Source organism: Streptomyces sp. NPDC029159 (genome assembly GCF_055564055.1).
The window spans coordinates 1-22,996 of the sequence record NZ_JBVHWT010000028.1 but is presented as its reverse complement, the minus strand read 5'-3'; the positions used below and the strand labels follow the sequence as shown (position 1 = coordinate 22,996).

Sequence of the window (22,996 nt, the reverse complement as noted above, 5' to 3'; positions counted from 1 at the left end):
GTGGGGGAGAGGCGCAACGACTGGGAGGGGGGGTGGAGGGCCGGGCTCTAAGATGGGGGGGCGGTCCAGGGGAACAGACGAACGCGGGGGCGGGCCGGCCGGGGGGGGGGGGCCGCCCGCCCCGCGGCTGCCCGGCCCGGCCGGCCCCGCTCCGTATCTCCGTCCACCTGAACGGAGTTGTCCGCTTCCTGCCACAGGTGTGTAACAACCGTGAGCGGGTGCCCCGCGCGCGGGAAAAGTGCCGGGCATGACCCAGGACACCCCGCTCTCCCCGCTCCCCCGCACCGACGGCAGCCCGCTGGTCACCGCGCACCGGTTGCGCGCGCGGGGCGTCACGGCCGCCGAGACCGCCGGGCGCTGCCGCCCCGGCGGCCCCTGGCGCGAGGTGCTGCCCGGCGTGTACCTGCTGCATCCGGGACCGCCGTCCACCGAGGAACGGCTGCGGGCCGCCGTGCTGTACGCGACGGAGCGCGGCCCGTCCGTCCCGTACCAGGGCGGCGGGGTGCGGCCGGGCGCGCGGGCGATGCTGACCGGTCCGGCGGCGCTGGCGCTGCACGGCGTCGCCGCCGCTCCCCCGCTGCCCTCGCTCAACCGGCTGCACGTCCTGGTGGGCCGCGGGCGGCGGCTGCGCTCGGCCGGGTTCGCCCGGGTCGTGCGCTCCGCGGAGCTGCCCGGGGCCGAGGAGGTCGAGGGGCTGCCGGTCGCCCCGGTGGCACGGGCGCTCGCCGACACGGTGGCGACGCTGACGGACGCGGCGGCGGTGCGGCACCTGGTCACGGAGGCGGTCCGCGACGGGCACGCCGAGGCGGCCGCGGTCGTCGGCGAGCTGCGCCGGGCGCGGCTGGCGGCGCGCCCGCACGTGGTGGACACGGTGACGCTGCTGCTGGCCGGGGACCGCGCCCGCGCCGAGGACCGGCTCTACGCGCTGGTCCGCCACCACGGGCTGCCGGACCCGCTGTGGAACGTCGGCCTGCGGCTGCCGGACGGCCCGCATCTGGGCGGGGTGGACGCGTACTGGCCCGACGGGGCGGTGGCGGTGGAGATCGACATCGCGGCGCCCGACGGCGACGGCACCCTGCCCGGCGCGGCCTGGAACCGTAAGCGCGAGCAGCTGGAGCGGCTGGGCATCACGGTGATCCGCTGCACCCCGGACGGCCTGCGCCGCGCCCCCGCCGAGCAGGCGGTCGTGGTGCGGACGGCCCTGATGGCGGCGGGCCGGGACCCGGCGGCGGTGGTGATCGCGCCGCGGTAGCGCGTACGGGGCCGGGGCGCCGCGGCGCTCAGGCGCGGATGCGGTAGCAGACCCCGGCGCGCAGCGGGCCCTCGGGGAGGGTGGGGTCGGTGTAGTCGCCGGCCGGGTCGCGGACCATGCCGAGGCGTTCCATCACGGCGCGGGAGCGGGTGTTGGCGGCGGTGGTCAGCGCCAGGATCTCGGGCAGGCCGAGGGTGGTGAAGCCGAAGTCGAGGCAGGCGCGGCCGGCCTCGGTGGCGTAGCCGTGGCCCCAGGCGTGGCGGGCCAGCCGCCAGCCGACCTCCACACCGTGGAGCGGAAGGTACTTCTCCTCGACGCGGTCGAACCCGGCGAAGCCCAGGAGCACACCGCTCTCCCGCTCCTCCACGGCCCACCAGCCGTACCCGCGGGCGGCGAACGCGGCGCGGAAGCGGGCGACGGACGCGTCGCTCTCCGCGCGGGTGAGCGGGCCGCCCAGATGGTGGCGGACCTCCGGGTCGGCGTTGATCGCCGCCCAGGGCGCGAGATCGGTCTCCTGCCATTCGCGCAGCAGCAGGCGGGCGGTGTGCAGACGGGGTACGGGTGAGGTCATCCGGCCAGCCAAGGGAGGCGTGGGCCGGGTGTCCAGCGATTTTCGGGGCGGGCGGCGGGACGTCGCGGAGACGCCCCGGCCGCCCGGGTACTCCCTCAGCGCCGCCGCAGCACCAGCTCCAGGTTGCGGTCGGTGGCCTCGCCCGCCAGGTCCTTGCGGGCCTTGGGGGCGTTGGCGGCCAGTTCGCGGTAGAGGGCGGCGAGACCGGGCCGGGAGAGGTCGGCGGGGTCGGCGCGGTGCGGGGCCGCGGATTCCACGAGGGTGGTGAAGAGCGACAGCGTGCCGTCGTGGTTGTCGGTCAGCTCGATGACCCGCGCGAGCTGCGGGAAGTCGATGTGGGAGGCGGTGGAGACCTCCCAGAACCCCGGGTGGGCGGTGACCTCGTTCTTGTGGCTGTGGCCGTTGATCCAGGCGACGATGGACGGGTGCGCGGAGAACAGCGCGGCCAGCTCGGCCCCGGTGTGCCGCTTCTCGTGGGGGCGGGCCGGGTCGGGGCGGGTGTTGTCCATCGTCGCGGAGGTGTGGTGGCTGAAGACCAGCACCTGCCGGGCGCCGTCGCGCTCGTTCGCCGCCAGCGTCCGGCGCAGCCAGGCGAACTGCTCCGCGCCGACCGAGCCGGTGTAGTGGCCGGCCGGGTCGGTGGTGTCGAGGCTGATGCCGAGGACGTCGTCGGCGACCTCGAAGGTGTAGTAGAGGCGGCCGTCACCGAGGTGGTCGGCGGTGTAGCCGTGGCCGTGCGGGCCCGGTCCTGTGTGGGCCGGGTCGAGGTGGGCGCGGAGGTACTCGGCGCGGGTGAACGGCGCCCGCCGCGGGTCCGGGGTGACGTGCCGGGCCTTCTTCGCCTGGCCGCGCAGCAGCTCCTTGAAGTCCTCGCCGCGCGGGTCGAGGCCCTCGCGGACGGCCTTCCAGACCTGGGCGGCGCGGTCGGCGGGGAGCGCCTCCAGCTTGCGGTCGCCGGTGGCGACGGCGGTGAAGAACGGGTCGCCGGGCGCGTAGCAGCCGCCGGGCAGCGCGTCGTGGTTGCCGACGGTGGAGTACCACGGCATCCGCAGGCCGGGGCTGTGGAGGGGGCGGATCGCCGCGTCGAGGAAGCCGTCGACGCGCGGGAAGCCGAGGCGTTTGTCGGCGTCGCGCAGGGCGCTGCCGGGGTGCCAGTAGAGGGCGAGGCCGCTGTCCTGGACGCCTTCGTAGCGGCGCGGGTCGCCGGAGTTCGGGGTGATCCGGCCGCCGCTCATGGCGGTGAGGAACCACTCCAGCTCCAGGCGGGAGTTGTTGTCGGTGTTGTCGCCGGTGGTCATCACGAAGGCGAGCGGCGCCCCGGTCGCGGGCCCGCCGGGCAGCGCGTTGATCCGCTCGATCAGCGAGACGGCCCCGGCGACGGAGAGCGCCTCCTGCGGCCGCCAGGCGCTGGCCGTCTCCGCGCGCAGGTACTCGTACCGCAGCGGGCTCTGCACATCGACCAGGTGCATATCGGTGACCTGCACGAACGACGCGAGCGCGGTGCGCCGCCCGGCGCGCCCGGGGTGGGCTGCGGCCAGCTCGGTGCGGACCAGCCGCCGCCAGCCGGGGCCGTCGCCGAGGGGCCGGTAGCCGCCGGTGCCGTGCGGGGCGGCGACGGAGGCGAGGGTGGTGCCGCGGGTGTACGGGACGCGGGGGACGGCCGGGGCGTCGACGGGGACGGGGGCCACGGGGGCGCGGCCGCCAGGCGGGGTGGCGGCCGCGGCGGGCCGGTCGCCGCCGCCGAAGGCGAGGCCGAGACCGGCGGCGGCGCCGACCGCACCGGTGGCGGCGAGGAAGGCGCGGCGGTCGAGGGCGGAGGCGGCGGACCGTGTGCGGGACATGCGCGGACTCCCCGGTTGCGTGGGCACGGGCGGCCGGGCAGCTCAACTGCCCGCTCACCGGGGATGCTTGGCAGCGGGGGTGTCGGCGGCGTGAACGCCACCGCAACAGCCGTGGCCCATCACCGCACAGGGATCACCGCACCGCGCGGCCCGGTCCGGTGCCGCCTCCGCCGCCCGGTGACGCAGACCACGTACCGGCCACGTATCGGAACGGATTGGACAAGGCGACGGGGTTCACACACATGATGGGGACACTTCTGAGCAGGTGTTCCCCAGAGAAGCACCGATGTCAGGTCAGGAAAGAGGGAGTTCCATGAGGATCGGAATCGTCGGAGCCACCGGCCAGGTCGGCGGCGTGATGCGGGGCATTCTCGCCGAGCGGGAGTTCCCGGTCGAGCAGCTGCGCCTGTTCGCTTCGGCGCGGTCCGCCGGACGCACCCTGCCCTGGCAGGACACCGAGATCACCATCGAGGACGCCGCCACCGCCGACTTCTCCGGCCTGGACATCGTGCTGTTCTCGGCGGGCGGGGCGACCTCCAAGGCGCTGGCGCCGAAGGTCGCGGCCTCCGGTCCCGTCGTGATCGACAACTCCTCCGCCTGGCGCCGTGACCCCGAGGTCCCGCTGGTGGTCTCCGAGGTCAACCCGTCGGCGGTCACCGAGCGCCCCAAGGGCATCATCGCCAACCCGAACTGCACCACCATGGCCGCGATGCCGGTGCTGCGCCCGCTGCACGACGAGGCCGGGCTGGTCTCGCTGGTCGCCGCCACCTACCAGGCGGTCTCCGGCAGCGGCCTCGCCGGTGTCGAGGAGCTGAACGGGCAGGTACGCAAGGCCGTCGAGCAGGACGCCACCCGCCTGACGCACGACGGCGGGGCCGTGGAGTTCCCCGAGCCGGAGAAGTACGTCGCCCCGATCGCGTTCAACGTGCTGCCGATGGCCGGTGCGATCGTCGACGACGGGCTGCACGAGACCGACGAGGAGCAGAAGCTCCGCCACGAGAGCCGCAAGATCCTCGGCATCCCGGAGCTGAAGGTCTCCGGCACCTGCGTGCGGGTCCCGGTCTTCACCGGCCACTCCCTCCAGCTCAACGCCCGCTTCGCCCGCCCGCTGAGCGCCGCCCGCGCCCAGGAGCTGCTGGCCGCCGCCCCCGGCGTCGCCCTCTCCGACGTGCCGACCCCGCTCCAGGCGGCCGGGGCGGACGTCTCCTTCGTGGGCCGCATCCGTGAGGACGAGACCGCGGAGAACGGCCTGGCGCTGTTCGTCTCCGGCGACAACCTCCGCAAGGGCGCCGCCCTCAACGCCGTCCAGATCGCCGAACTGGTCGCGGCGGAGCTGCGGGGCTGAGCCCGCGCTCTGTGTGAGCGAGGCGCCCGCCGGGGGTTCCGGCGGGCGCCTCGTCGTATTCTGGCTGCTCAGAGCGCCAGGTGGCGGCGGAGCGCCACGTCGATCTCCGTCATCCGCTGCCGCGGCACCACCCCGATCTGCTGCCGCATCCGGTCCGGCGCGACGGCCCGGACCTGCTCGCACTGGGCCTTGGAGTCCTTCGGGAGGTGGCAGTCCCCGGCCGGGAGGAACACCTGGAAGGCGAGCACCCGCGAGGTGTTCGAGGTCAGCGGTACCACCGTGACGACGCCCCGGCCGTGCCGCTCGACCGCACGGTTCGCACCGTCATTGGAGACGATCACGGCCGGACGGGTCTTGTTCGCCTCGCTGCCGCGCACCGGCTCCATGTCGACCAGGTAGATGTCACCACGCCTCATTGCTGATTCCGTCCCCGCTCGTACGGTCCCACAGCCCCGCGTCCTCGCTCGCGTCCCACTCCTCGAACGCCTCCGCGTACTGCGACTCCAGCTCGGCCGCCCGCAGCAGCTCGATGGCGGCGTGTATCACGGCCGACCGCGACTCGGCCTCCGTTCTGCTGGCGAACTCGTCGACGAAGGCCACGTCCTCCTGCGGCAGACTCACACTGATCTTCATACCGAAAATGCTACCCGGCTTCCTACCGCCGTACCACCGGAAAGGGGCACGGTCGCCGGGGCGGGCGCGTGGAAGGATGGCCGCACCCCGCAGACGAGGACTCTTACGAGGAGATGACCTGGTGCCTGGCACGAACCTGACCCGCGACGAGGCACAGCAGCGGGCACGGCTGCTGACCGTGGACGCGTACGAGATCGTTCTCGATCTTTCCGGCGCGCAGGAGGGCGGCACCTTCCGGTCCGTCACGACGGTGCGCTTCGACTGCGCCGAGGCGGGCGCCGAGAGCTTCATCGACCTGATCGCGCCGACCGTGCACGAGGTGCACCTCAACGGCGTGGCGCTGGATCCGGCCGAGGTCTTCGCGGACTCGCGGATCGCGCTGCCGTCCCTGGTGGCCGGGCGGAACGAGCTGAAGGTGGTCGCCGACTGCGCGTACACCAACACCGGTGAGGGCCTGCACCGCTTCGTCGACCCGGTCGACCAGCAGGCGTACCTCTACACGCAGTTCGAGGTGCCGGATGCCCGCCGGGTGTTCGCCTCCTTCGAGCAGCCGGACCTGAAGGCGACGTTCCAGTTCACCGTGACCGCGCCCGAGGGCTGGACGGTGATCTCCAACTCGCCGACGCCGGAGCCCGAGGGCACCGTCTGGACGTTCGCGCCGACGCCGCGGATCTCGACGTACATCACCGCGCTGATCGCCGGGCCGTACCACAGCGTGCACAGCGCGTGGGAGGGCTCGGACGGGCGGAAGGTGCCGCTCGGCATCTACTGCCGGCCCTCGCTCGCCGAGCACCTGGACGCGGAGGAGATCTTCGACGTCACCCGGCAGGGCTTCGACTGGTTCCAGGAGAAGTTCGACTACGCGTACCCCTTCGAGAAGTACGACCAGCTCTTCGTGCCGGAGTTCAACGCCGGGGCGATGGAGAACGCGGGCGCGGTGACCATCCGCGACCAGTACGTCTTCCGCTCGAAGGTGACGGACGCGGCGTACGAGACGCGCGCCGAGACCATCCTGCACGAGCTGGCGCACATGTGGTTCGGCGACCTCGTGACCATGGAGTGGTGGAACGACCTGTGGCTGAACGAGTCGTTCGCCACCTACACCTCGATCGCCTGCCAGGCGTACGCGCCGGGCTCGAAGTGGCCGCACTCGTGGACGACGTTCGCGAACTCCATGAAGACCTGGGCCTACCGCCAGGACCAGCTGCCGTCGACGCACCCGATCATGGCCGACATCCGTGACCTGGACGACGTCCTCGTCAACTTCGACGGCATCACCTACGCCAAGGGCGCCAGCGTCCTCAAGCAGCTCGTCGCGTACGTCGGCATGGACGCCTTCTTCCAGGGCGTGCAGGGGTACTTCAAGGAGCACGCCTTCGGCAACACCCGGCTGAGCGATCTGCTGGGCGCGCTGGAGAAGACCAGCGGCCGGGATCTGAAGACCTGGTCGAAGAAGTGGCTGGAGACCGCGGGCATCAACATCCTGCGGCCCGAGATCACCCTCACCGCGGACGGCACCGTCGCCTCCTTCCACGTCCGGCAGGAGGCCCCCGCGCTCCCGGCCGGCGCCACCGGCGAGCCGGTGCTGCGCCCGCACCGCATCGCGATCGGCTGCTACGACCTCAAGGACGGCAAGCTGGTCCGCACCGACCGCATCGAGCTGGATGTGGACGGTGAGCTGACCGAGGTGCCGTTCCCGGCGGGCACCCGGCGGCCGGACGTCGTGCTGCTCAACGACGACGACCTCTCGTACGCCAAGGTCCGCCTGGACGAGGAGTCGCTGAAGGTCGTCACCGGCCACCTCGGCGACTTCACCGAGTCGCTGCCGCGGGCGCTGTGCTGGGCGTCGGCGTGGGACATGACCCGCGACGGCGAGCTGCCCACCCGCGACTACCTGGCGCTGGTGCTCTCCGGCATCGGCAAGGAGTCGGACATCGGCGTCGTCCAGTCGCTGCACCGCCAGGTGAAGATGGCGCTGAGCATGTACGCGGACCCGGCGTGGCGCGAGACGGGCCTCGCGCAGTGGGCGGACGCGGCACTGGAGCAGCTGCGGGCGGCGGCGCCGGGCAGCGACCACCAGCTGGCGTGGGCCCGCGCGTTCACCGCGGCGGCCCGCTCCGACGCCCACCTCGACCTGGTCCAGGCGCTGCTGGACGGCACCGAGACGGTGCAGGGTCTGGTCATCGACACCGATCTGCGCTGGTCGCTGCTGGGCCGGCTGGCGGCGACCGGCCGCGCCGACGAGCAGGCCATCGCGGCGGAGCTGGAGCGCGACCACACCTCGGCGGGTGAGCAGCACGCGGCGTCCGCGCGGGCGGCCCGGCCGACGGCGGAGGCGAAGGCCGCCGCCTGGGCCGCGGTCGTCGAGGCGGACACGCTGCCCAACGCGGTGCAGGAGGCCGTCATCGGCGGCTTCCAGCAGCACGACCAGGAGGAGCTGCTGGCGCCGTATGCCGCGAAGTACTTCGACGCGGTGAAGGACGTCTGGGACGCGCGCAGCCACGAGATGGCGTCGCAGATCGCGATCGGGCTCTTCCCCGCGCTGCGGATCGCCCCGGAGACGCTGGAGGCGACGGACGCGTGGCTGGCGTCGGCGGAGCCGAGTGCGGCGCTGCGGCGGCTGGTCGTGGAGTCCCGGGCGGGCGTCGAGCGGGCGCTGAAGGCCCGCGCGGCGGACGCGGCCGCGGGCTGACCGGCCCTTCCGTACGGGCGGGGCGCCCGGGACCGTGTGGTCCCGGGCGCCCCGTTTCCGTACGTGGCGGGCGTGGCCTGACGCGTCGGCCACCGCGGTCCGTCAGCCGCCCAGTGCCGTGAAGCGCTCGCCGAGGGCCCGGCGGCCGTCGTCCGTGAGGCTGCCGTGGACCCGCATCCGGGCCAGACCGCCGTCGGGGAAGACGTCGAGGCGGATGTGGGTGGCGGTGACCGTCTCGGGCAGCGCGAAGCGGTGCGGGGTGTCGGGCTGGAGCTTGGTCCGGGGCAGGATCTCGAACCAGGAACCCTCGTCCTCGGGGGTGCCGTCGCAGCCGTAGAGCGCCGCCCAGCCCGCGGAGTTGCCCTTGAGGTAGGCGGTGTCGATCTCGATCGCGCGGATCTCGCCCCGGGCGGCGAGGCGGAAGCGGACCCAGTCGTTCGTGCCCTTGACCCGGCGGCGGCGGTTCTCCCAGCCGTCGTCCATCTTGCGGGAGAGGTCGGGCCGGATGATCTGGGTGGGCGAGGAGTAGAAGCGGTCGGAGGCGTCCTCCACCGCGCCGCCGTGCAGCACCGACGCCAGATCGAAGGTGCCGAGGGCGGCCAGCCACGCCGGGTCGGGCACGACCTCGCCGTGGACCCGCAGCCGGGCGATGCCGCCGTCGGGGTGCTGCTTGAGGCGCAGGTGGGTGAAGCGGCGCCCGGAGGTGACCTCGAAGCCGTTGGCGGCATGGCCGCGGACCGGCGTGCGGGGGACGATCTCCTCCCACTTCACATCGGAGGCGAGGAGTTCCTCGGGGCCGGGGCTGCCGGGGAGGGCGGTCGCCTCGACGGTGACCTGCTGCGGGTAGTTGCCGCGGAAGTGGGCGGTGTCGACGATGACGCCGCGGATCACGCCGGGGGCGGCGAGGCGGATCAGCGCCCAGTCGTGCTCGTCGTCGGTGGGGAAGGGGTGGTCCGCGTCCGAGCCGCGGCGCCGGCGGGTCTCCCAGCCGTCCATGATCTTGCCCTTGTGGCCGAAGCGCTCGGGGTCGAAGACCGCCGGCCCCGGCTTCAGCAGGTTCTCGCGCTCGGCGAAGAACTCGTCGTTCGCGGCGATCACCCCGGCGCCGAAGCGCCGGTCGGCGAGGTCGACGAGGGAGGTGAAGGCGTGGTCGCCGCCGCGGTAGTCGGCGAAGGGGTCGCCGCCGCCGTACGGGTCGGCGTCGTTGGCGTGCGGATCGGTGGAGTCGGCCGGGGTGGTGGTCATCGTCGCCCTTCGGTGAAGTGAGGCGCCCTTCGGTGGTGCTCGGCGCTGCGGACCTCTCCACCGTCGCAGCGGCCACCCGGCAGGTCCATCGACAGTTCGTGAGGTCGTCGTTCAGGCGGACTGAACGGTGGGTGGTCCCTCAGGGGGCGCACCGCCGTCCGCGGGCGCCGTCCGGGCACCGGGGCGCGCCGCGGCGACCTGCTGGAGCGCGGCCAGCACCCGGGACAGGCCCGGCGCCCCCTCGGAGCCGCGGCGGGCGGCGGCGACGACATGGCGGCGCGGCTGATCGGCGTGGAGGACCCGCAGCACGACGCCGGGGCCGCCGCCGGTGCCCCGGGCGGGCGCGCCGACGCCGGGCCGCGCCATCCGGGGCACCAGCGCGACGCCCATGCCCGCGGCCACCATCGCCCAGATCGCGTTCCAGTCGGCCGCGGCATGCGCCTGCTCGGGGACGAAACCGGCGTTCTCGCAGGCGGCGGTGGTGATCTGCGACCAGGGGCCGCTGGAGCCGAAGATCCACGGCTCGCCCGCGAGATCGGCGAGGCGCAGCCCCGGCTCGGCGGCGAGCGGGTGTCCGGCGGGCAGCGCCACGTCCAGCGGGTCGGCGAGCAGCGACAGCCGGCTGAACTTGGGGTCCCGGGGCGTGGGCGCGTGCGCCGCGAGGGAGAGCGCCAGATCGACGCTGCCCTCGGCCAGCAGCTCGTACGCGGCCTCCGCCTCGGCCTCGCGGACGGCGACGGCGAGGGAGGGGTGGGCGCGGCGCAGTTCCTGGACGGCGGGGACGACGAGGGCGGGAATGGCGGTGGAGAACGCGCCGATCCGGACCCGGCCCGCCTCGCCGCGCAGATAGCCGAGGAGTTCCGCGTCGGCGCGCTCCAGCTGGGCGAAGACGACGTCGGCGTGGCGGAGCACCAGATGGGCCGCGTCGGTCAGCCGCACCCGGCGGCCGTGGGCCTCCAGCAGCGGGACGCCGAGCGCCTTGGCGAGTCCGGCCAGCTGCTGGGAGACGGCCGACGGCGTCAGGTGCAGCGCCTCGGCGGTCGCGGTGACCGTGCCCAGCTCGTGCAGCGTGCGCAGGATCCGCAGCTTCTTGATGTCCCAGTCGGCCATGCGGGCAGCGTACGCATCCGCCGGCGCGCCGCCCGCCGCCCGGCCGCCCCGCGGCGGGCTCACCGTTTTCCGCCCGCCCCCAGGACCACCCCGGCGACGATCAGCGCCATGCACCCCACCTGGACGGCCCCGGCGCCCTCGCCCAGGACCGCGTACGACAGCAGCGCCACGCAGACCGGCTGGAGGTAGTAGACGGCCCCGGCGCGGGCGGCGCCGACCAGGGCGATCGCCTTGTTCCAGGTGAAGAAGGCGACGGCGGAGGAGAGGACGCCGATGTAGAGCAGCGGGCCGGCGGTGGCGGCGGTGAGCGGGAAGCCGCCCTCGACGGCGAGGCTCACCCCGTAGGCGGGCAGCAGCAGCGCGGCGCCCAGGGCGAACGTCATGAAGAGGTAGGCGCGGTGGCCGAGGCCGTCGGGGCGGCGGCGCAGCAGTGCGCTGTAGCCGGCGAAGGTGGCGGTGGCGGCGAGCATCCACAGGTCGCCGGGGGCGAAGTCGAGCCGGGCGAGGGCGGCCGGGGAGCCGCCGCCGACGAGGACGACCACCCCGGCGAGGGCGAGCAGCATCCCGGCGAGGCGGCGGGCGCCGAGCGGGGCGCCGACGTCCGGGGCGCCGTCCGGTGCGGGGGCGGCGCGGCGCCGTCCGAGACGGTCGAAGGCGGCGATCAGCAGCGGCGAACCGGCCGCGATCATCGCCATGTTGGTGGCGGAGGTGGTGCGTCCGGCCTGGTAGATGAGGGTGTTGAAGAGGGTGACGCCGAGCAGCGCGGCCCCGGCGAGGTGCGGCAGGTGGCGGCGGACGAGGGGCCACTGCCGGCGGACCTCGGGCAGCGTGAGGGGCGCGACGGCGACGAGTGCGACGATCCAGCGCCAGAAGGCGGTCTGGACCGGCGGCACCGTCGCGTGCAGGGCGCGGGCGATGACGAAGTTGCCGGACCAGATGACGGTCGCGGTGAGCGCGAGCGTCAGTCCGACGGCGCGCGCCGTGCCCGCGCGCGGGGTGCGGGGCCGTTCCAGAACTGCCACGGTGTCCTTCCGGTCAGGGGGAAGCCCTCACCGTGGCAGTTCCGGAAACATCAGGTCCATCGAAAAATTCGACGTTATCCGTTCAGTCGAACTGAACGGTGTGCCCTACGAGGCGGTGCGGGCCGCCCGGCGGGCCTCGATCGCGGCGCGCCGCTCGTCGAACTTGCGGGCCTGGTCGTCGAGGCCGCCCATGAACATCCCCAGCTCCTCCTGGGCCGCCAGACCGACGGGCCCGAGGCCGCCGATCTCCAGCACCTTGAGGTGGCGCAGCACCGGCTGGAGCACGTCGTCGTGGTGGATACGGAGGTTGTAGATGCCGCCGATGGCCATCCGGGCGGCGGCCCGCTCGAAGCCGGGCATGCCGTGGCCGGGCATCCGGAAGGCGGTGACGACGTCGCGGACGGCGGCCATGGTCTGGTCCGGGGCCAGCTCGAAGGCGGCGCGCAGGAGGTTGCGGTAGAAGACCATGTGGAGGTTCTCGTCGGTGGCGATCCGGGACAGCATCCGGTCGCAGACCGGGTCGCCGGAGTGGTGGCCGGTGTTCCGGTGCGAGATGCGGGTGGCCAGCTCCTGGAACGCGACGTACGCGACGGAGTGCAGCATGCTGTGGCCGTTGTCGGACTCGAACCCCTCCGACATGTGGGCCATCCGGAACCGCTCCAGCTCGACGGGGTCGACCGCGCGGCTGGTGAGCAGGTAGTCGCGCATCACGATGCCGTGCCGCCCCTCCTCGGCGGTCCAGCGGTGCACCCAGGTGCCCCAGGCGCCGTCGCGGCCGAAGAGGGTGGCGATCTCGTGGTGGTAGCTGGGGAGGTTGTCCTCGGTGAGGAGGTTGACCACGAGGGCGATGCGGCCGATGTCGGTCACCTTGGACTGCTCGGGCGCCCACGCCTCGCCGCCCATGACGCCGTCGAAGTTCCGGCCGTCGCTCCACGGCACGTACTCGTGGGGCATCCATTCCTTGGCGACCTTGAGGTGGCGGTTCAGCTCCTTCTCGACGACCTCTTCGAGTGCGTAGAGGAGGTGGGCGTCGCTCCAGGCACTGAGGCCAGGCTCTCCGTCGTGGCGGGCGGGGGCGATGGTCACGGGGGAACTCCTGGGGGGACGATGACCTACGGAACCGTAAGTTGGACCTACGGCTCCGTAGGTTACGGCATCGTAGGTGAGGCCGAGTTAAGCTCCCGACCCGCCAAATCGCCTTATTTCACCCTGTTCACCTGCGGAAACGACAAAGGGCGCCCTTCGGTTCGTACGAACCGAAGGGCGCCCTCGAAGGCGTCGGTGCCCGGCGTCAGACCTTGGTCTTGGCCTGCTTGCGGGACTTGTCGCCCACCATGACCAGCCCGGCGATGACCAGGAAGAGAACGATGGGGGCGGCGACGTAGAGGCCGAGCGTGGAGAGCACGCTCAGACCCGGACCCGGGTCGTCGCCGTCGTCGCGAACGAGCGCAAACGCGGGGGACGACATCAGCAGCATCAGCGCAGTGCCGGCCGTGACGGTTCCGGCGCGCAGGGCGTTCTTCTTGACCTTGTTCACGGAGTCAACGTATAGGACGCCCGGGCCACCCGCGCGCCCGGGGTGGCGCAAGGCGGCACCGCCGGAGAAAGGGGGCGGCGCGGGCATCGGGCCGCCCGGCCGGAGGCCGTCAGACCTCCATCGACTCCGTGCCCAGACCGGCGGCGGTCGGCTCGCTCGTCAGGGGCAGTTCGGCGGAGATCGGGACCTCGCTGGTGAGCGGGGCGTCGGCGGCGAGCGGCGGCTCACTGGTCAGGGGCGGCTCGACGAAGCTGGCGGAGCCGGAGCCGTCCAGGCAGTCGGGGCCGGAGAGCCCGTCGAAGAGGTCCGGTTCCACGGGCGCGTCGCCGGGTTTGGAGGACAGGGCGTCGAGGAGCAGCTGAGCGGACGCGGCCACGAGGGCCTCCCGTTCGTCGGCAGTGGGTCAAGGGCTGGGCTACCCAGCGATCCGGATCACAGACGCGACCGGTCGGCGAACGTGACCCACATCACACCGCCCGGACGGGCGATTTCACGGTCCGACCCGGGGCGGGGCGTACAGATTGCGGCGGGAGCGGCCCCGCGGCGGCAAGTTCTGCGGGGCGCGGGGCCGTCCGGTGATCCACCGCGCGGGCCCCGGACGCACGGCGGCCCGGGACGCGGAGGCCGCCGGGCGGCGGGACGGCGTTCCCGCTCGCACGGCGGCCCGCGCACCCCGGGCCGGGCCCGGCACGCGAAGGCCCGGAGCTATGCCGTCACGGCACTGATCCGGGCCAGGGCGTCGTCGGCGCCGTACGGCTGCAAATACGGCAGCCACCGCGGATCGCGGTGGCCCGTCCCGATGATCCGCCAGGCGAGGCCGGACGGCGGGGCCGGTTGGTGACGCAGCCGCCAGCCGATCTCGGCGACATGGCGGTCGGCCTTGACGTGGTTGCAGCGGCGGCAGGCGGCGACGACGTTCTCCCAGGTGTGCTGGCCGCCGCGGCTGCGGGGGATGACGTGGTCGACGCTGGTGGCGACCGCGCCGCAGTACATGCAGCGGCCGCCGTCGCGGGCGAACAGCGCCCGCCGGGTGAGGGGGACGGGACCGCGGAAAGGCACCCGCACGAAACGTTTGAGACGGACCACGCTCGGGGCGGGGATGACGCGGGTCGCACTGTGCATCAGGGCGCCGGACTCCTCAAGGCTGACGGCCTTCTCATTGAGGACGAGGATGAGCGCGCGGCGGAGCGGTACGACGCCGAGCGGCTCGTACGACGCGTTGAGGACCAGGACATGCGGCACGGGTGCCTCCTTGTACGCCGGCGGCGCGTGGCTCGCGCCGGGACGATCTCCCCCAGTGTCACCCGGTGTCCGGGCGCGGCGCCACCATGACCGGGTAACGGGCCGGAGGTGTTTTCCGGCACACCCCCTCAGTTCGCGCGGCACGGTGTTACTTCGCCCTCATTCGGACGTACTCATGGCGTTACGGGAACGCCCCGGAGGCCGTCGGCGTTCGAACAAGGGCGCGGTTCGGTTCCGTTGCCCCGTTAGTGTGGTGGGTCCGCCCGAGCCGCGGTGCCACCTCGGTCCGGGTCCCCAGCCCCACACGGAAGGTTCTGCTGTGCACTGGTCAGCCATGGCGGTTGCCGCCGCGCCCTACAGCGCCGCTCCGGCGCCGGACGCCACCGGCCCGACGTCCTTCGAGGACGCCACGGAGAAGGCCACCAACGCGGCCGGGTGGGTGCAGGAGAACTGGGGAAACTGGGTCGAGTCCGGCCTCCAGATCGTGCTGATCGTCGTGATCGCGGTGGTGCTGCGGCATGTGGTGCGCCGCACCCTCACCCGGCTCATCGACCGGATGAACCGCACCGCGAACGCCGCCCAGGGCACCGCGCTCGGCGGGCTGCTGGTCAACGCCGAGCGGCGCCGGCAGCGGTCCGAGGCGATCGGTTCGGTGCTGCGCTCCGTCGCCTCGTTCGTGATCATGGGCACCGCGGCGCTCACCGTGCTGTCGGTGCTCAACATCAATCTGGCGCCGCTGCTGGCGAGCGCCGGTGTGGCGGGTGTCGCGATCGGTTTCGGCGCCCGCAACCTCGTCACCGACTTCCTCTCCGGCGTCTTCATGATCCTGGAGGACCAGTACGGCGTCGGCGACGAGATCGACGCCGGGGTGGCCACCGGCACCGTCATCGAGGTCGGTCTGCGGGTGACGAAGCTGCGCGGGCCGAACGGCGCCATCTGGTACATACGCAACGGCGAGGTCAAGCGGATCGGCAACCTCAGCCAGGGCTGGGCGACCGCCCATGTCGACGTGCAGCTCGCCGCCGACCAGGATCTGGAGCGGGCCCGCGAGATCATCGCCGCCGTCGGCGAGGAGATGTCCGCGGCCGAGCCGTGGAACGAGCAGCTGTGGGAGCCGGTGGAGGTGCTGGGCCTGAGCGAGGTCTCCCTGGAGACCGTCACGCTGGGCATCTCGGCCAAGACCATGCCGGGGAAGGCCGGTGGCGTCGAGCGGGAGCTGCGCTGGCGGGTCAAGCAGGCGCTGGACCGCGCCGCGATCCGCCTCGCACCGCGCCCGGAGCCGGAGGAGGAGGACGAGGTGGCCGCGGACCCGTCCGCCGCGGTGGCCGCACCGTCCGCGCTCAACAACCCGGACTCGCCGCAGTCCCTCGCCACGACGCCGATCGCCCGGCCGAAGCTCGGCAAGTAACGGCCCGTATCCCGCCGACCCACGGCCCCCGTACCGCACCGCGCGGTACGGGGGCCGTGTCGCGTGGCGCGGTCAACGGCCGGGCGGTGGGCGGCAGATGACGGTCCGGCCACCTTCCGGAAAAGTCTTCGCGCGTAAACCATTGACGGCCCCTCGGGGCGCGCCCTACCGTCCTTGCACCGATTGGAAAGTTTCCTAACAGATGGTGGCGGGGCCACCGGGAACGGGGTGGGTGCGCACATGGCGGCAGCGGGAGCGGGGATGCCCGGAACGCCTCGGGTACTGCGGGCGATGAACGACCGGGCCGCGCTCGACCTGCTCGTGTCCCAGGGGCCGTTGACCCGGACCCAGATCGGTGAGCTGACCGGTCTGTCGAAGCCGACCGCCTCCCAGCTGCTGGCGCGGCTGGAGGCCGTCGGACTGGTGCGGACCACCGGGAACGTCACCGGGCGGCCGGGGCCCAACGCCCAGCTCTACGAGGTGAACCCGTTCGTGGCGCAGGTCGCCGCGCTCGCCGTGGATCAGGAGGGGATCACGGCGGCCGTGGCCGACATCGCCGGGCAGGTGCGCGGCGAGGCCCGGGTGGGCACCGACGCGGTGGCCGAGGACGTACCGCACCGCACCGCACAGCTGGTCGCGGCGGCCGTCGACGGCGCGCTCGCCAAGGCCGGGCTGGGCCGTGAGCAGCTGCACGGTGCGGTGATCGGTACGCCCGGCGCGCTCGACCCGGGCACCGGGCGGCTGCGGTACGCGCCGCATCTGCCCGGCTGGCACTCGCGGGCCCTCAAGGAGGAGCTGGCAGAGGTCCTGGGCACCCCCATCGAGATCGAGAACGACGTCAACCTCGCCGCCGTCGCCGAACAGCACGACGGCGCCGCCCAGGACTACGACGACTACGTGCTGGTCTGGGCGGACGAGGGTGTCGGCGCCGCGATCGTGCTCAACGGCGTACTGCTGCGCGGGGCGACCGGCGGCGCCGGGGAGATCGGCTACATGCCGCTGCCGGGGGCGCCGCTGGCGCGCGGCGGGGACCGCAGCGCCGCGCAGCCCGACGGCGGCGGCGGCTTCCAGAGCCTGGTCGGCGCGCCCAGCGTCGTCGAGCTCGCCCACGGGCACGGCGCCGGGCACGTCCGCACCGTCGAGGAGGCGCTGCGGATCGACTCCGTCCGCGCGGAGGTGGCGGTACGGATGGCCACCGGGCTCGCCGCGGTGGTGGCGGTCGTCGATCCGCAGCTGGTGGTGTTGTCCGGGTCGGTCGCGCACGCCGGCGGGGAGGAGCTGCGGGCGCTGGTCGAGGAGGAGTTCACGGGGCTCGCGCTGCCCCGGCCGGAACTGCGTATCAGCCATCTCGACGGCAATCCCATTCTCACCGGCGCACTCCGCACGGCGCTCGCCGCCGCCCGCGACATCGTCTTCAACACGGCCTGACTTCCCTGTTCCTTTTCCTGCCCCTGCCCCTGCCCGCTGTTCTTGTTCTTGTGCACTTCCTCCTTTCCTTCCTCCCGCCGTAAAGGAAGTACGCCATGCCACCCTCGCGCGTAGGCCGCTGCCTGATCGTGGCGCTGGCCGGTGCCGGACTGCTCGTGTCGGGGTGTGCCCGGCCGAGCGTCGGCAGTGACCGGGACGATCCGACGAAACCGGTGACGCTGAAGTTCTGGCACGGCTGGTCGGAGCCGGGTGAGGTGAAGGCGGTGAACGACAGCATCGCCCGCTTCGAGAGAATTCACCCGAACATCAAGGTCGAGGCCATCGGCAACGTCACCGACGAGACGATGAACCAGGCACTGCGGGCGGGCGGGGACGACGCCCCCGACGTGGTGTCGTCGTTCACCACCAACAACGTCGGGCAGTACTGCTCCTCGGGCATGTGGGCGGATCTCGACCCGTTCCTGAAGAAGAGCGGGATGGACAAGGAGAAGGTCTTCCCGAAGACGCTGCTCGACTACACGCAGTACCGCGGACGGCAGTGCGCACTGCCGCTGCTGGCCGACGCGTACGGGCTCTACTACAACAAGGACGCGTTCAAGGAAGCCGGAATCGACCGGCCGCCGCGGACGATGTCGGAATTCGAGCGGGACGCCGCGAAGCTGACCGAGCGCCACAAGGACGGTTCGTACCGGCGGGTGGGTTTCATGCCGGCTTTCCGGCTGTATCAGAACAGCCCGGACCGGCTGTTCGCGCAGTGGGGCCCGACGTATTTCGATGCGAAGGGCAAGGCGGCGCTGGCGAAGGATCCGCGCAGCAAGGATTTCTTCCGCACCCAGCTCAAGCTGATCGACGCGCAGGGCGGTTACCGTCCGCTGGAGAAGTTCCGCACCATGTTCGGTGACGAGATGTCGTCGCAGAACGCCTTCCTCACACAGAAGGTGGCGATGCATCTGGACGGTGAATGGCGCGGGTTGATGCTCGAGGAGGCCAAGGCGAAGTTCGGCTGGGACACCGCGCCGCTGCCGGTCCCCGACGATCAGGCGGACACCTACGGGCGCGGCTATCTCACCGGCACCGTCGCCGGTATCGCACACAGCAGCAGGCACCAGAACGCCGCCTGGGAGCTGGTGAAGTTCCTGACCGCCGACACCGATCAGGTGGTCGCCTTCGCCAATGCCATCCACAACGTCCCCTCGACGCTCGCGGCGCTGAAATCACCGAAGCTGGACGCCGATCCGGCGTTCCGCACCTTTTTGACCATCGCGAAGAACCCGCACAGTTCGGCGCTGCCACCGTCCAACAACGGCGGGCAGTACGTCACCGCGCTCCAGGACTTCTCCTACGACGTCGAAGCCGGGAAGGTGCCCGATCTCGACAAGGGGCTGCGCCGGCTCGACGCGCAGATCGACGCCGACAACCTCCAGTCCGAGAACTGACGGAGCCACCCATGGCACTCAGCACCCGCGCGCCCGCGCTGCGCCGTAAGAAACTGCGCGAGAAATTGCGCACGGTCGGTTTTCTCTCCCCCTGGCTGGTCGGCTTCTCGGTCTTCTTCGGGTATCCGCTGCTCGCCACCGTCTATTTCTCGTTCATGCACTACAACCAGATCGAGCAGCCCGCTTTCGTCGGGCTGAAGAACTGGAAGTACGTGCTGACGCAGATGCCGCTGTTCGGTCCGGCGCTGTGGAACACGCTGTGGCTGGTCGTGGTGATGGTCGCGCTGCGGGTGGTCTTCGGGCTCGGCATCGGGCTGCTCGTCACGAAGATCAAGTCGGGGGCGGGGTTCTTCCGCACCGCCTTCTACCTGCCGTATCTGGCGCCGCCGGTCGCCGCGACCGTCGCCTTCGTCTTCCTTTTGAACCCGGGCACCGGGCCGGTCAACGAAATCCTCGGCGCCGTCGGCATCGACGCGCCGTCGTGGTTCAACGATCCGCACTGGGCGAAGCCGTCGCTGGTGCTGCTGTCGCTGTGGGGCATCGGCGATCTGATGGTGATCTTCATGGCGGCGCTGCTCGACGTGCCGCGCGAGCAGTACGAGGCGGCGGAGCTGGACGGCGCCGGGGCGTGGGGGAAGTTCCGCTACGTCACCTGGCCGGCGATCACCCCGATCGTGATGTTCGCGGTGGTCACCGGCGTCGTGCAGACCATGCAGTACTACACGCAGGCGCTGGTCGCCGGGAAGCTCGCCTCCGGCGTCACCATCGGCCCCGGCACGGTCATCCAGCCCGGCTATCCGGACCACTCCACGCTGACCGTCCCGCAGCTCGTCTACTCGCTGGGCTTCCAGAACTTCAACACCGGCGCGGCGTGCGTGCTCTCGCTCGTGCTCTTCGTCATCGCCATGGCCGTCACCACCCTGCTGATGCGCAAGCGCGCGGGTCTGCTCCCGGCGGAGGACTGAACCATGACCACCACGACCCTGAGCGCCCCCGGCGCACCGGCACGGACCGGCGGCGATGCGAGCGGACCGGCGCTGCGGGCCCGCCGCACCCGGCTGCTGCACTGGATCGCCGTGCACACGGTGGCGGTCGCCGCCGCGCTCTTCTTCGTGCTGCCGTTCGTCTTCGTCTTCCTGACGTCGGTGATGAGCGACGGCCAGGCGATGAGCGGCGAATTGTGGCCCACCGCATGGCACTGGTCCAACTACGCCACCGTCTTCCACACCCCGGGCTTTCTGGACTGGTGGAAGAATTCTCTGATGTACGCGGGCCTCGGCACGCTCTTCACGGTCTGCTCGGCGGTTCCGGTGGCGTACGCGCTGGCGAAGTTCCGTTTCCGCGGCCGGCGTACCGCGATGATCCTGGTGATCTCCACGATGATGCTGCCGCCGCAGGTCGTCGTCATCCCGATGTATCTGGTGTGGGCGCAGCAGCTGCATCTGTCCGGGTCGCTGTGGCCGCTGATCATCCCGATGGCGTTCGGCGACGCGTACTCCATCTTTCTGCTGCGGCAGTTCCTGCTGACGATTCCGCAGGAGTACATCGAGTCGGCGAAGGTGGACGGCTGCGGTGAGGTCCGTACGCTGCTGAAAATCATCGTGCCGATGGCGAAGCCCGGAATCGCCGCCATCGCGCTGTTCCAGTTCTTCTACTGCTGGAACGACTATTTCGGCCCGCAGATCTACGCGGCGCAGAACCCCGGGGCCTGGACCCTCTCCTACGGCCTCGAATCCTTCAAGAGCGCGCACAGCGTCGACTGGAATCTGACCATGGCGGCGACGCTGCTGATCATGGCCCCGGTCATCCTCGTGTTCTTCTTCGCACAGAAAGCCTTCGTCGAAGGCGTCACTCTCACCGGAGTAAAGGGCTGAACCTGTGGCTGTTCCCATGAAACTCGCAGTGGTCGGCGGCGGGTCGACCTACACCCCCGAACTCATCGACGGCTTCGCACGGTTGCGGGACGTCCTGCCGCTCGCGGAGCTGGTCCTGATCGACCCGGCGGCCGACCGGCTGGAGCTGGTCGGCGGGCTGGCCCGGCGGATCTTCGCCAAACAGGGCCACCCGGGGAAGATCTCCTGGACCTCCGATCTGGACGCGGGCGTGGACGGCGCCGACGCGGTCCTGCTCCAGCTGCGCGTCGGCGGGCAGGCGGCCCGCAACCAGGACGAGACCTGGCCGCTGGAGTGCGGCTGCGTGGGCCAGGAGACCACCGGCGCGGGCGGGCTCGCCAAGGCGCTGCGGACCGTCCCGGTGGTCCTGGACATCGCCGAGCGGGTGCGGCGGCGCAACCCCGACGCCTGGATCGTGGACTTCACCAACCCGGTCGGCATCGTCACCCGTGCGCTGCTCACCGAGGGCCACCGGGCCGTCGGGCTGTGCAACGTCGCCATCGGCTTCCAGCGGAAGTTCGCCCGGCTGCTGGGCGTCCCGCCGGAGCGGGTGGAGCTGGAGCACGTCGGGCTCAACCACCTCACCTGGGAGCGGGCGGTCCGGGTCGACGGTGAGGACGTGCTGCCGCGGCTGCTGGCCGAGCACGGGGACGCGGTCGCCGATGACCTGCACATGCCGCGCTCCCTGGTGGACCGCCTCGGCGTCGTCCCCTCGTACTACCTGCGCTACTACTACCAGCACGACGAGGTGGTGCGGGAGCTGCGGCGCAAGCCTTCGCGGGCGGCGGAGGTCGCCGCGATCGAGAAGCAGCTGCTGGAGATGTACGGCGACGAGAAGCTGGACGAGAAGCCGGAGCTGCTGGCCAAGCGGGGCGGGGCGTTCTACTCGGAGGCGGCGGTGGCGCTGACGTCGTCGCTGCTGCGGGACACCGGCGACACCCAGATCGTCAACACCTTCAACAACGGCACGCTGCCGTTCCTGCCGGACGACGCGGTGATCGAGGTCCCGGCGACGGTCGACGCCACCGGCGCGAAGCCGCTGCCCGTGCGCCCCCTGGAGCCGCTGTTCTCCGGGCTGATCGGCAACGTCACCGCGTACGAGCGTCTCGCGCTGGAGGCGGCGCTCAAGGGTGGCCGGGACCGGGTCTTCCAGGCGCTGCTCGCCCATCCGCTGATCGGCCAGATCGCCTACGCCGAGCAGCTGACCGACGATCTCCTCGCACACAACCGGGAGCACCTGACGTGGGCCTGAGCGGCGCGTCGCTCGCGATCGACGCGGGCAACAGCAAGACGGACGTGGCCCTGGTGGGCGCCGACGGCCGGGTGCTCGGCACGGCCCGCGGCGGCGGTTTCCAGCCGCCGGTGGTCGGCGTCGGCCCCGCGGTGGACGTCCTCGCGCCGCTGGTGGCATCGGTCCTGACGCAGGCGGGTGCCGAGGGCCCGGTGGCGCACGTCTCCGCGTACCTCGCCAACGCCGATCTGCCGGTCGAGGAGGCCGCGCTGGAGGCGGAGATCGTCGGCCGTGGCTGGGCCGGGTCGGTGACCGTCGCCAACGACACCTTCGCGCTGCTGCGCGCCGGACTGCCGGACGGCGCCGAGCCGCGCGGCGTCGCCGTGGTGTGCGGCGCCGGGATCAACGGCGTGGGCCTGGGCCGGGGCGGGGCGACGGCGCGGTTCCCGTCGGTCGGCCGGATCTCCGGCGACTGGGGCGGCGGCGGCCACCTCGCCGACGAGGCGCTGTGGTCCGCGGCGCGCGCCGAGGACGGCCGCGGCGCCCCCAGCGCGCTGGCCCGGGCGCTCCCCGCCCACTTCGGGCTGACCACCATGGCCGAACTGATCGAGGCGCTGCACCTGCGCCGCCTCGCCGACCACCGGCGGTACGAGCTGACGCCGGTGCTCTTCGCCGTCGCGGCGGACGGCGACGCGGTGGCCCGGTCGATCGTCGAGCGGCAGGCGGACGAGGTGGTGCTGCTGGCGGCGGTCGCGCTGGAGCGGCTGGAACTCCTCGGCGAGGAGATCCGGGTGGTGCTCGGCGGCGGGGTGCTGGCCGCCCGTCATCCGCTGCTGCACGAGCGGGTGGTGCGGCTGCTGGCGGAGCGCGCGCCGAAGGCGGTCGCGCACGTGGTGACCGCTCCCCCGGTGCTGGGCGCCGCGCTCTCCGCCCTGGACCGCGCCGGGGCGCCGGCGGCGGCGTACGCGCGGCTGCGGGAGACCTGGGCGTAACGGCGGGCGGATCCGCGTACAGGGGCGGGGGGGGGGGGGGGGGGGGGGGGGGGGGGGGGGGGGGGGGGGGGGGGGGGGGGGGGGGGGGGGGGGGGGGGGGGGGGGGGGGGGGGGGGGGG

General features: G+C 72.6%; 21 protein-coding genes. 10 read left to right on the top strand and 11 right to left on the bottom strand.

The genetic code is table 11. The annotated features are described in order from the left end of the window. Window positions 1–247 precede the first annotated feature (247 nt). Window positions 248–1,252, top strand: a complete 1,005-nt coding sequence (locus tag ACZ4U4_RS30835; RefSeq protein WP_467881255.1) for a hypothetical protein — start codon at window positions 248–250, stop codon at window positions 1,250–1,252. Window positions 1,253–1,280: 28 nt separating this feature from the next. On the opposite strand, the gene ACZ4U4_RS30830 is transcribed toward ACZ4U4_RS30835, so the two are convergent. Beyond that, window positions 1,281–1,823 (bottom strand): GNAT family N-acetyltransferase, encoded by a 543-nt coding sequence (locus ACZ4U4_RS30830; protein WP_467881252.1) that lies wholly within the window; start codon window positions 1,821–1,823, stop codon window positions 1,281–1,283. Between the two features lie 95 nt (window positions 1,824–1,918). Further along, complete coding sequence (locus ACZ4U4_RS30825; RefSeq protein ID WP_467881249.1) at window positions 1,919–3,664, bottom strand: TIGR03767 family metallophosphoesterase; 1,746 nt, start codon at window positions 3,662–3,664, stop codon at window positions 1,919–1,921. 313 nt (window positions 3,665–3,977) lie between these two features. Between ACZ4U4_RS30825 and ACZ4U4_RS30820 the strand changes: the two genes are divergently transcribed. Continuing rightward, entirely contained in the window at window positions 3,978–5,009 is a 1,032-nt protein-coding gene (locus tag ACZ4U4_RS30820; protein WP_467881246.1) for an aspartate-semialdehyde dehydrogenase, read from the top strand. A gap of 68 nt (window positions 5,010–5,077) precedes the next feature. On the opposite strand, the gene ACZ4U4_RS30815 is transcribed toward ACZ4U4_RS30820, so the two are convergent. Together ACZ4U4_RS30815 and ACZ4U4_RS30810 are read right to left on the bottom strand one after the other, a co-directional pair. After that, a complete protein-coding gene (locus tag ACZ4U4_RS30815) occupies window positions 5,078–5,425 on the bottom strand; it encodes a type II toxin-antitoxin system PemK/MazF family toxin (protein ID WP_467881244.1) in 348 nt (115 codons plus the stop codon). Further along, window positions 5,412–5,642 (bottom strand): ribbon-helix-helix domain-containing protein, encoded by a 231-nt coding sequence (locus ACZ4U4_RS30810; RefSeq protein ID WP_467881241.1) that lies wholly within the window; start codon window positions 5,640–5,642, stop codon window positions 5,412–5,414. The genes ACZ4U4_RS30815 and ACZ4U4_RS30810 overlap by 14 nt, the downstream gene beginning before the upstream one ends. Window positions 5,643–5,763: 121 nt before the next feature. On the opposite strand from ACZ4U4_RS30810, the gene pepN reads away from it, so the two are divergent. After that, window positions 5,764–8,334 carry an aminopeptidase N gene (gene pepN, locus ACZ4U4_RS30805; RefSeq protein WP_467881238.1) on the top strand — a complete coding sequence of 857 codons (2,571 nt, stop codon included), beginning with the start codon at window positions 5,764–5,766 and terminating at the stop codon, window positions 8,332–8,334. 102 nt (window positions 8,335–8,436) lie between these two features. Here pepN and alc read toward each other — a convergent pair whose 3' ends face one another. The 7 genes from alc to ACZ4U4_RS30770 form a co-directional block, all read right to left on the bottom strand. Beyond that, on the bottom strand, window positions 8,437–9,579 hold the full coding sequence (gene alc, locus ACZ4U4_RS30800; protein ID WP_467881236.1) for an allantoicase: 1,143 nt from the start codon (window positions 9,577–9,579) through the stop codon (window positions 8,437–8,439). 111 nt (window positions 9,580–9,690) lie between these two features. After that, window positions 9,691–10,689 (bottom strand): LysR family transcriptional regulator, encoded by a 999-nt coding sequence (locus tag ACZ4U4_RS30795; protein WP_467881233.1) that lies wholly within the window; start codon window positions 10,687–10,689, stop codon window positions 9,691–9,693. A 59-nt stretch (window positions 10,690–10,748) separates the two neighbouring features. Further along, a complete protein-coding gene (locus ACZ4U4_RS30790; RefSeq protein WP_467881231.1) occupies window positions 10,749–11,711 on the bottom strand; it encodes a DMT family transporter in 963 nt (320 codons plus the stop codon). 105 nt (window positions 11,712–11,816) lie between these two features. After that, entirely contained in the window at window positions 11,817–12,797 is a 981-nt protein-coding gene (locus ACZ4U4_RS30785) for an acyl-ACP desaturase (RefSeq protein ID WP_467881228.1), read from the bottom strand. 205 nt (window positions 12,798–13,002) lie between these two features. Further along, window positions 13,003–13,188 (bottom strand): hypothetical protein, encoded by a 186-nt coding sequence (locus tag ACZ4U4_RS30780; protein ID WP_467881257.1) that lies wholly within the window; start codon window positions 13,186–13,188, stop codon window positions 13,003–13,005. Between the two features lie 169 nt (window positions 13,189–13,357). Continuing rightward, the gene (locus tag ACZ4U4_RS30775) at window positions 13,358–13,624 is read right to left on the bottom strand and encodes a hypothetical protein (RefSeq protein WP_467881225.1); all 267 of its coding nucleotides are present in this window, start codon (window positions 13,622–13,624) and stop codon (window positions 13,358–13,360) included. A gap of 329 nt (window positions 13,625–13,953) precedes the next feature. Next, window positions 13,954–14,490 carry an HNH endonuclease gene (locus ACZ4U4_RS30770; protein ID WP_467881223.1) on the bottom strand — a complete coding sequence of 179 codons (537 nt, stop codon included), beginning with the start codon at window positions 14,488–14,490 and terminating at the stop codon, window positions 13,954–13,956. A gap of 319 nt (window positions 14,491–14,809) precedes the next feature. Between ACZ4U4_RS30770 and ACZ4U4_RS30765 the strand changes: the two genes are divergently transcribed. From ACZ4U4_RS30765 to ACZ4U4_RS30735, 7 genes are all read left to right on the top strand, one after another. Beyond that, window positions 14,810–15,898: a mechanosensitive ion channel family protein gene (locus ACZ4U4_RS30765; RefSeq protein ID WP_467881220.1), complete on the top strand. Its 1,089-nt coding sequence runs from the start codon at window positions 14,810–14,812 to the stop codon at window positions 15,896–15,898. Window positions 15,899–16,159: 261 nt separating this feature from the next. Then, on the top strand, window positions 16,160–17,326 hold the full coding sequence (locus tag ACZ4U4_RS30760; RefSeq protein ID WP_467881218.1) for an ROK family transcriptional regulator: 1,167 nt from the start codon (window positions 16,160–16,162) through the stop codon (window positions 17,324–17,326). A 95-nt stretch (window positions 17,327–17,421) separates the two neighbouring features. Next, complete coding sequence (locus ACZ4U4_RS30755) at window positions 17,422–18,762, top strand: ABC transporter substrate-binding protein (RefSeq protein ID WP_467881215.1); 1,341 nt, start codon at window positions 17,422–17,424, stop codon at window positions 18,760–18,762. A gap of 11 nt (window positions 18,763–18,773) precedes the next feature. Next, a complete protein-coding gene (locus ACZ4U4_RS30750) occupies window positions 18,774–19,727 on the top strand; it encodes a carbohydrate ABC transporter permease (RefSeq protein ID WP_467881213.1) in 954 nt (317 codons plus the stop codon). Window positions 19,728–19,730: 3 nt separating this feature from the next. Next, entirely contained in the window at window positions 19,731–20,636 is a 906-nt protein-coding gene (locus tag ACZ4U4_RS30745) for a carbohydrate ABC transporter permease (RefSeq protein ID WP_467881211.1), read from the top strand. Window positions 20,637–20,652: 16 nt separating this feature from the next. Then, window positions 20,653–21,906, top strand: a complete 1,254-nt coding sequence (locus tag ACZ4U4_RS30740) for a 6-phospho-beta-glucosidase (RefSeq protein WP_467881208.1) — start codon at window positions 20,653–20,655, stop codon at window positions 21,904–21,906. Then, a complete protein-coding gene (locus ACZ4U4_RS30735) occupies window positions 21,897–22,877 on the top strand; it encodes an N-acetylglucosamine kinase (protein ID WP_467881205.1) in 981 nt (326 codons plus the stop codon). The genes ACZ4U4_RS30740 and ACZ4U4_RS30735 overlap by 10 nt, the downstream gene beginning before the upstream one ends. The last annotated feature ends 119 nt before the right edge of the window (window positions 22,878–22,996 follow it).

Excerpts from the sequence above, each read along its gene's own strand:
- ACZ4U4_RS30760 (WP_467881218.1), top strand. The coding sequence starts at position 16,160 with ATGCCCGGAACGCCTCGGGTACTGCGGGCGATGAACGACCGGGCCGCG.
- ACZ4U4_RS30810 (WP_467881241.1), bottom strand. The coding sequence starts at position 5,642 with ATGAAGATCAGTGTGAGTCTGCCGCAGGAGGACGTGGCCTTCGTCGAC.
- ACZ4U4_RS30755 (WP_467881215.1), top strand. The coding sequence starts at position 17,422 with ATGCCACCCTCGCGCGTAGGCCGCTGCCTGATCGTGGCGCTGGCCGGT.
- ACZ4U4_RS30825 (WP_467881249.1), bottom strand. The coding sequence starts at position 3,664 with ATGTCCCGCACACGGTCCGCCGCCTCCGCCCTCGACCGCCGCGCCTTC.
- ACZ4U4_RS30780 (WP_467881257.1), bottom strand. The coding sequence starts at position 13,188 with ATGCTGCTGATGTCGTCCCCCGCGTTTGCGCTCGTTCGCGACGACGGC.
- ACZ4U4_RS30830 (WP_467881252.1), bottom strand. The coding sequence starts at position 1,823 with ATGACCTCACCCGTACCCCGTCTGCACACCGCCCGCCTGCTGCTGCGC.
- ACZ4U4_RS30740 (WP_467881208.1), top strand. The coding sequence starts at position 20,653 with ATGAAACTCGCAGTGGTCGGCGGCGGGTCGACCTACACCCCCGAACTC.
- alc (WP_467881236.1), bottom strand. The coding sequence starts at position 9,579 with ATGACCACCACCCCGGCCGACTCCACCGATCCGCACGCCAACGACGCC.
- ACZ4U4_RS30750 (WP_467881213.1), top strand. The coding sequence starts at position 18,774 with ATGGCACTCAGCACCCGCGCGCCCGCGCTGCGCCGTAAGAAACTGCGC.
- ACZ4U4_RS30795 (WP_467881233.1), bottom strand. The coding sequence starts at position 10,689 with ATGGCCGACTGGGACATCAAGAAGCTGCGGATCCTGCGCACGCTGCAC.
- ACZ4U4_RS30745 (WP_467881211.1), top strand. The coding sequence starts at position 19,731 with ATGACCACCACGACCCTGAGCGCCCCCGGCGCACCGGCACGGACCGGC.
- ACZ4U4_RS30815 (WP_467881244.1), bottom strand. The coding sequence starts at position 5,425 with ATGAGGCGTGGTGACATCTACCTGGTCGACATGGAGCCGGTGCGCGGC.
- ACZ4U4_RS30820 (WP_467881246.1), top strand. The coding sequence starts at position 3,978 with ATGAGGATCGGAATCGTCGGAGCCACCGGCCAGGTCGGCGGCGTGATG.
- ACZ4U4_RS30835 (WP_467881255.1), top strand. The coding sequence starts at position 248 with ATGACCCAGGACACCCCGCTCTCCCCGCTCCCCCGCACCGACGGCAGC.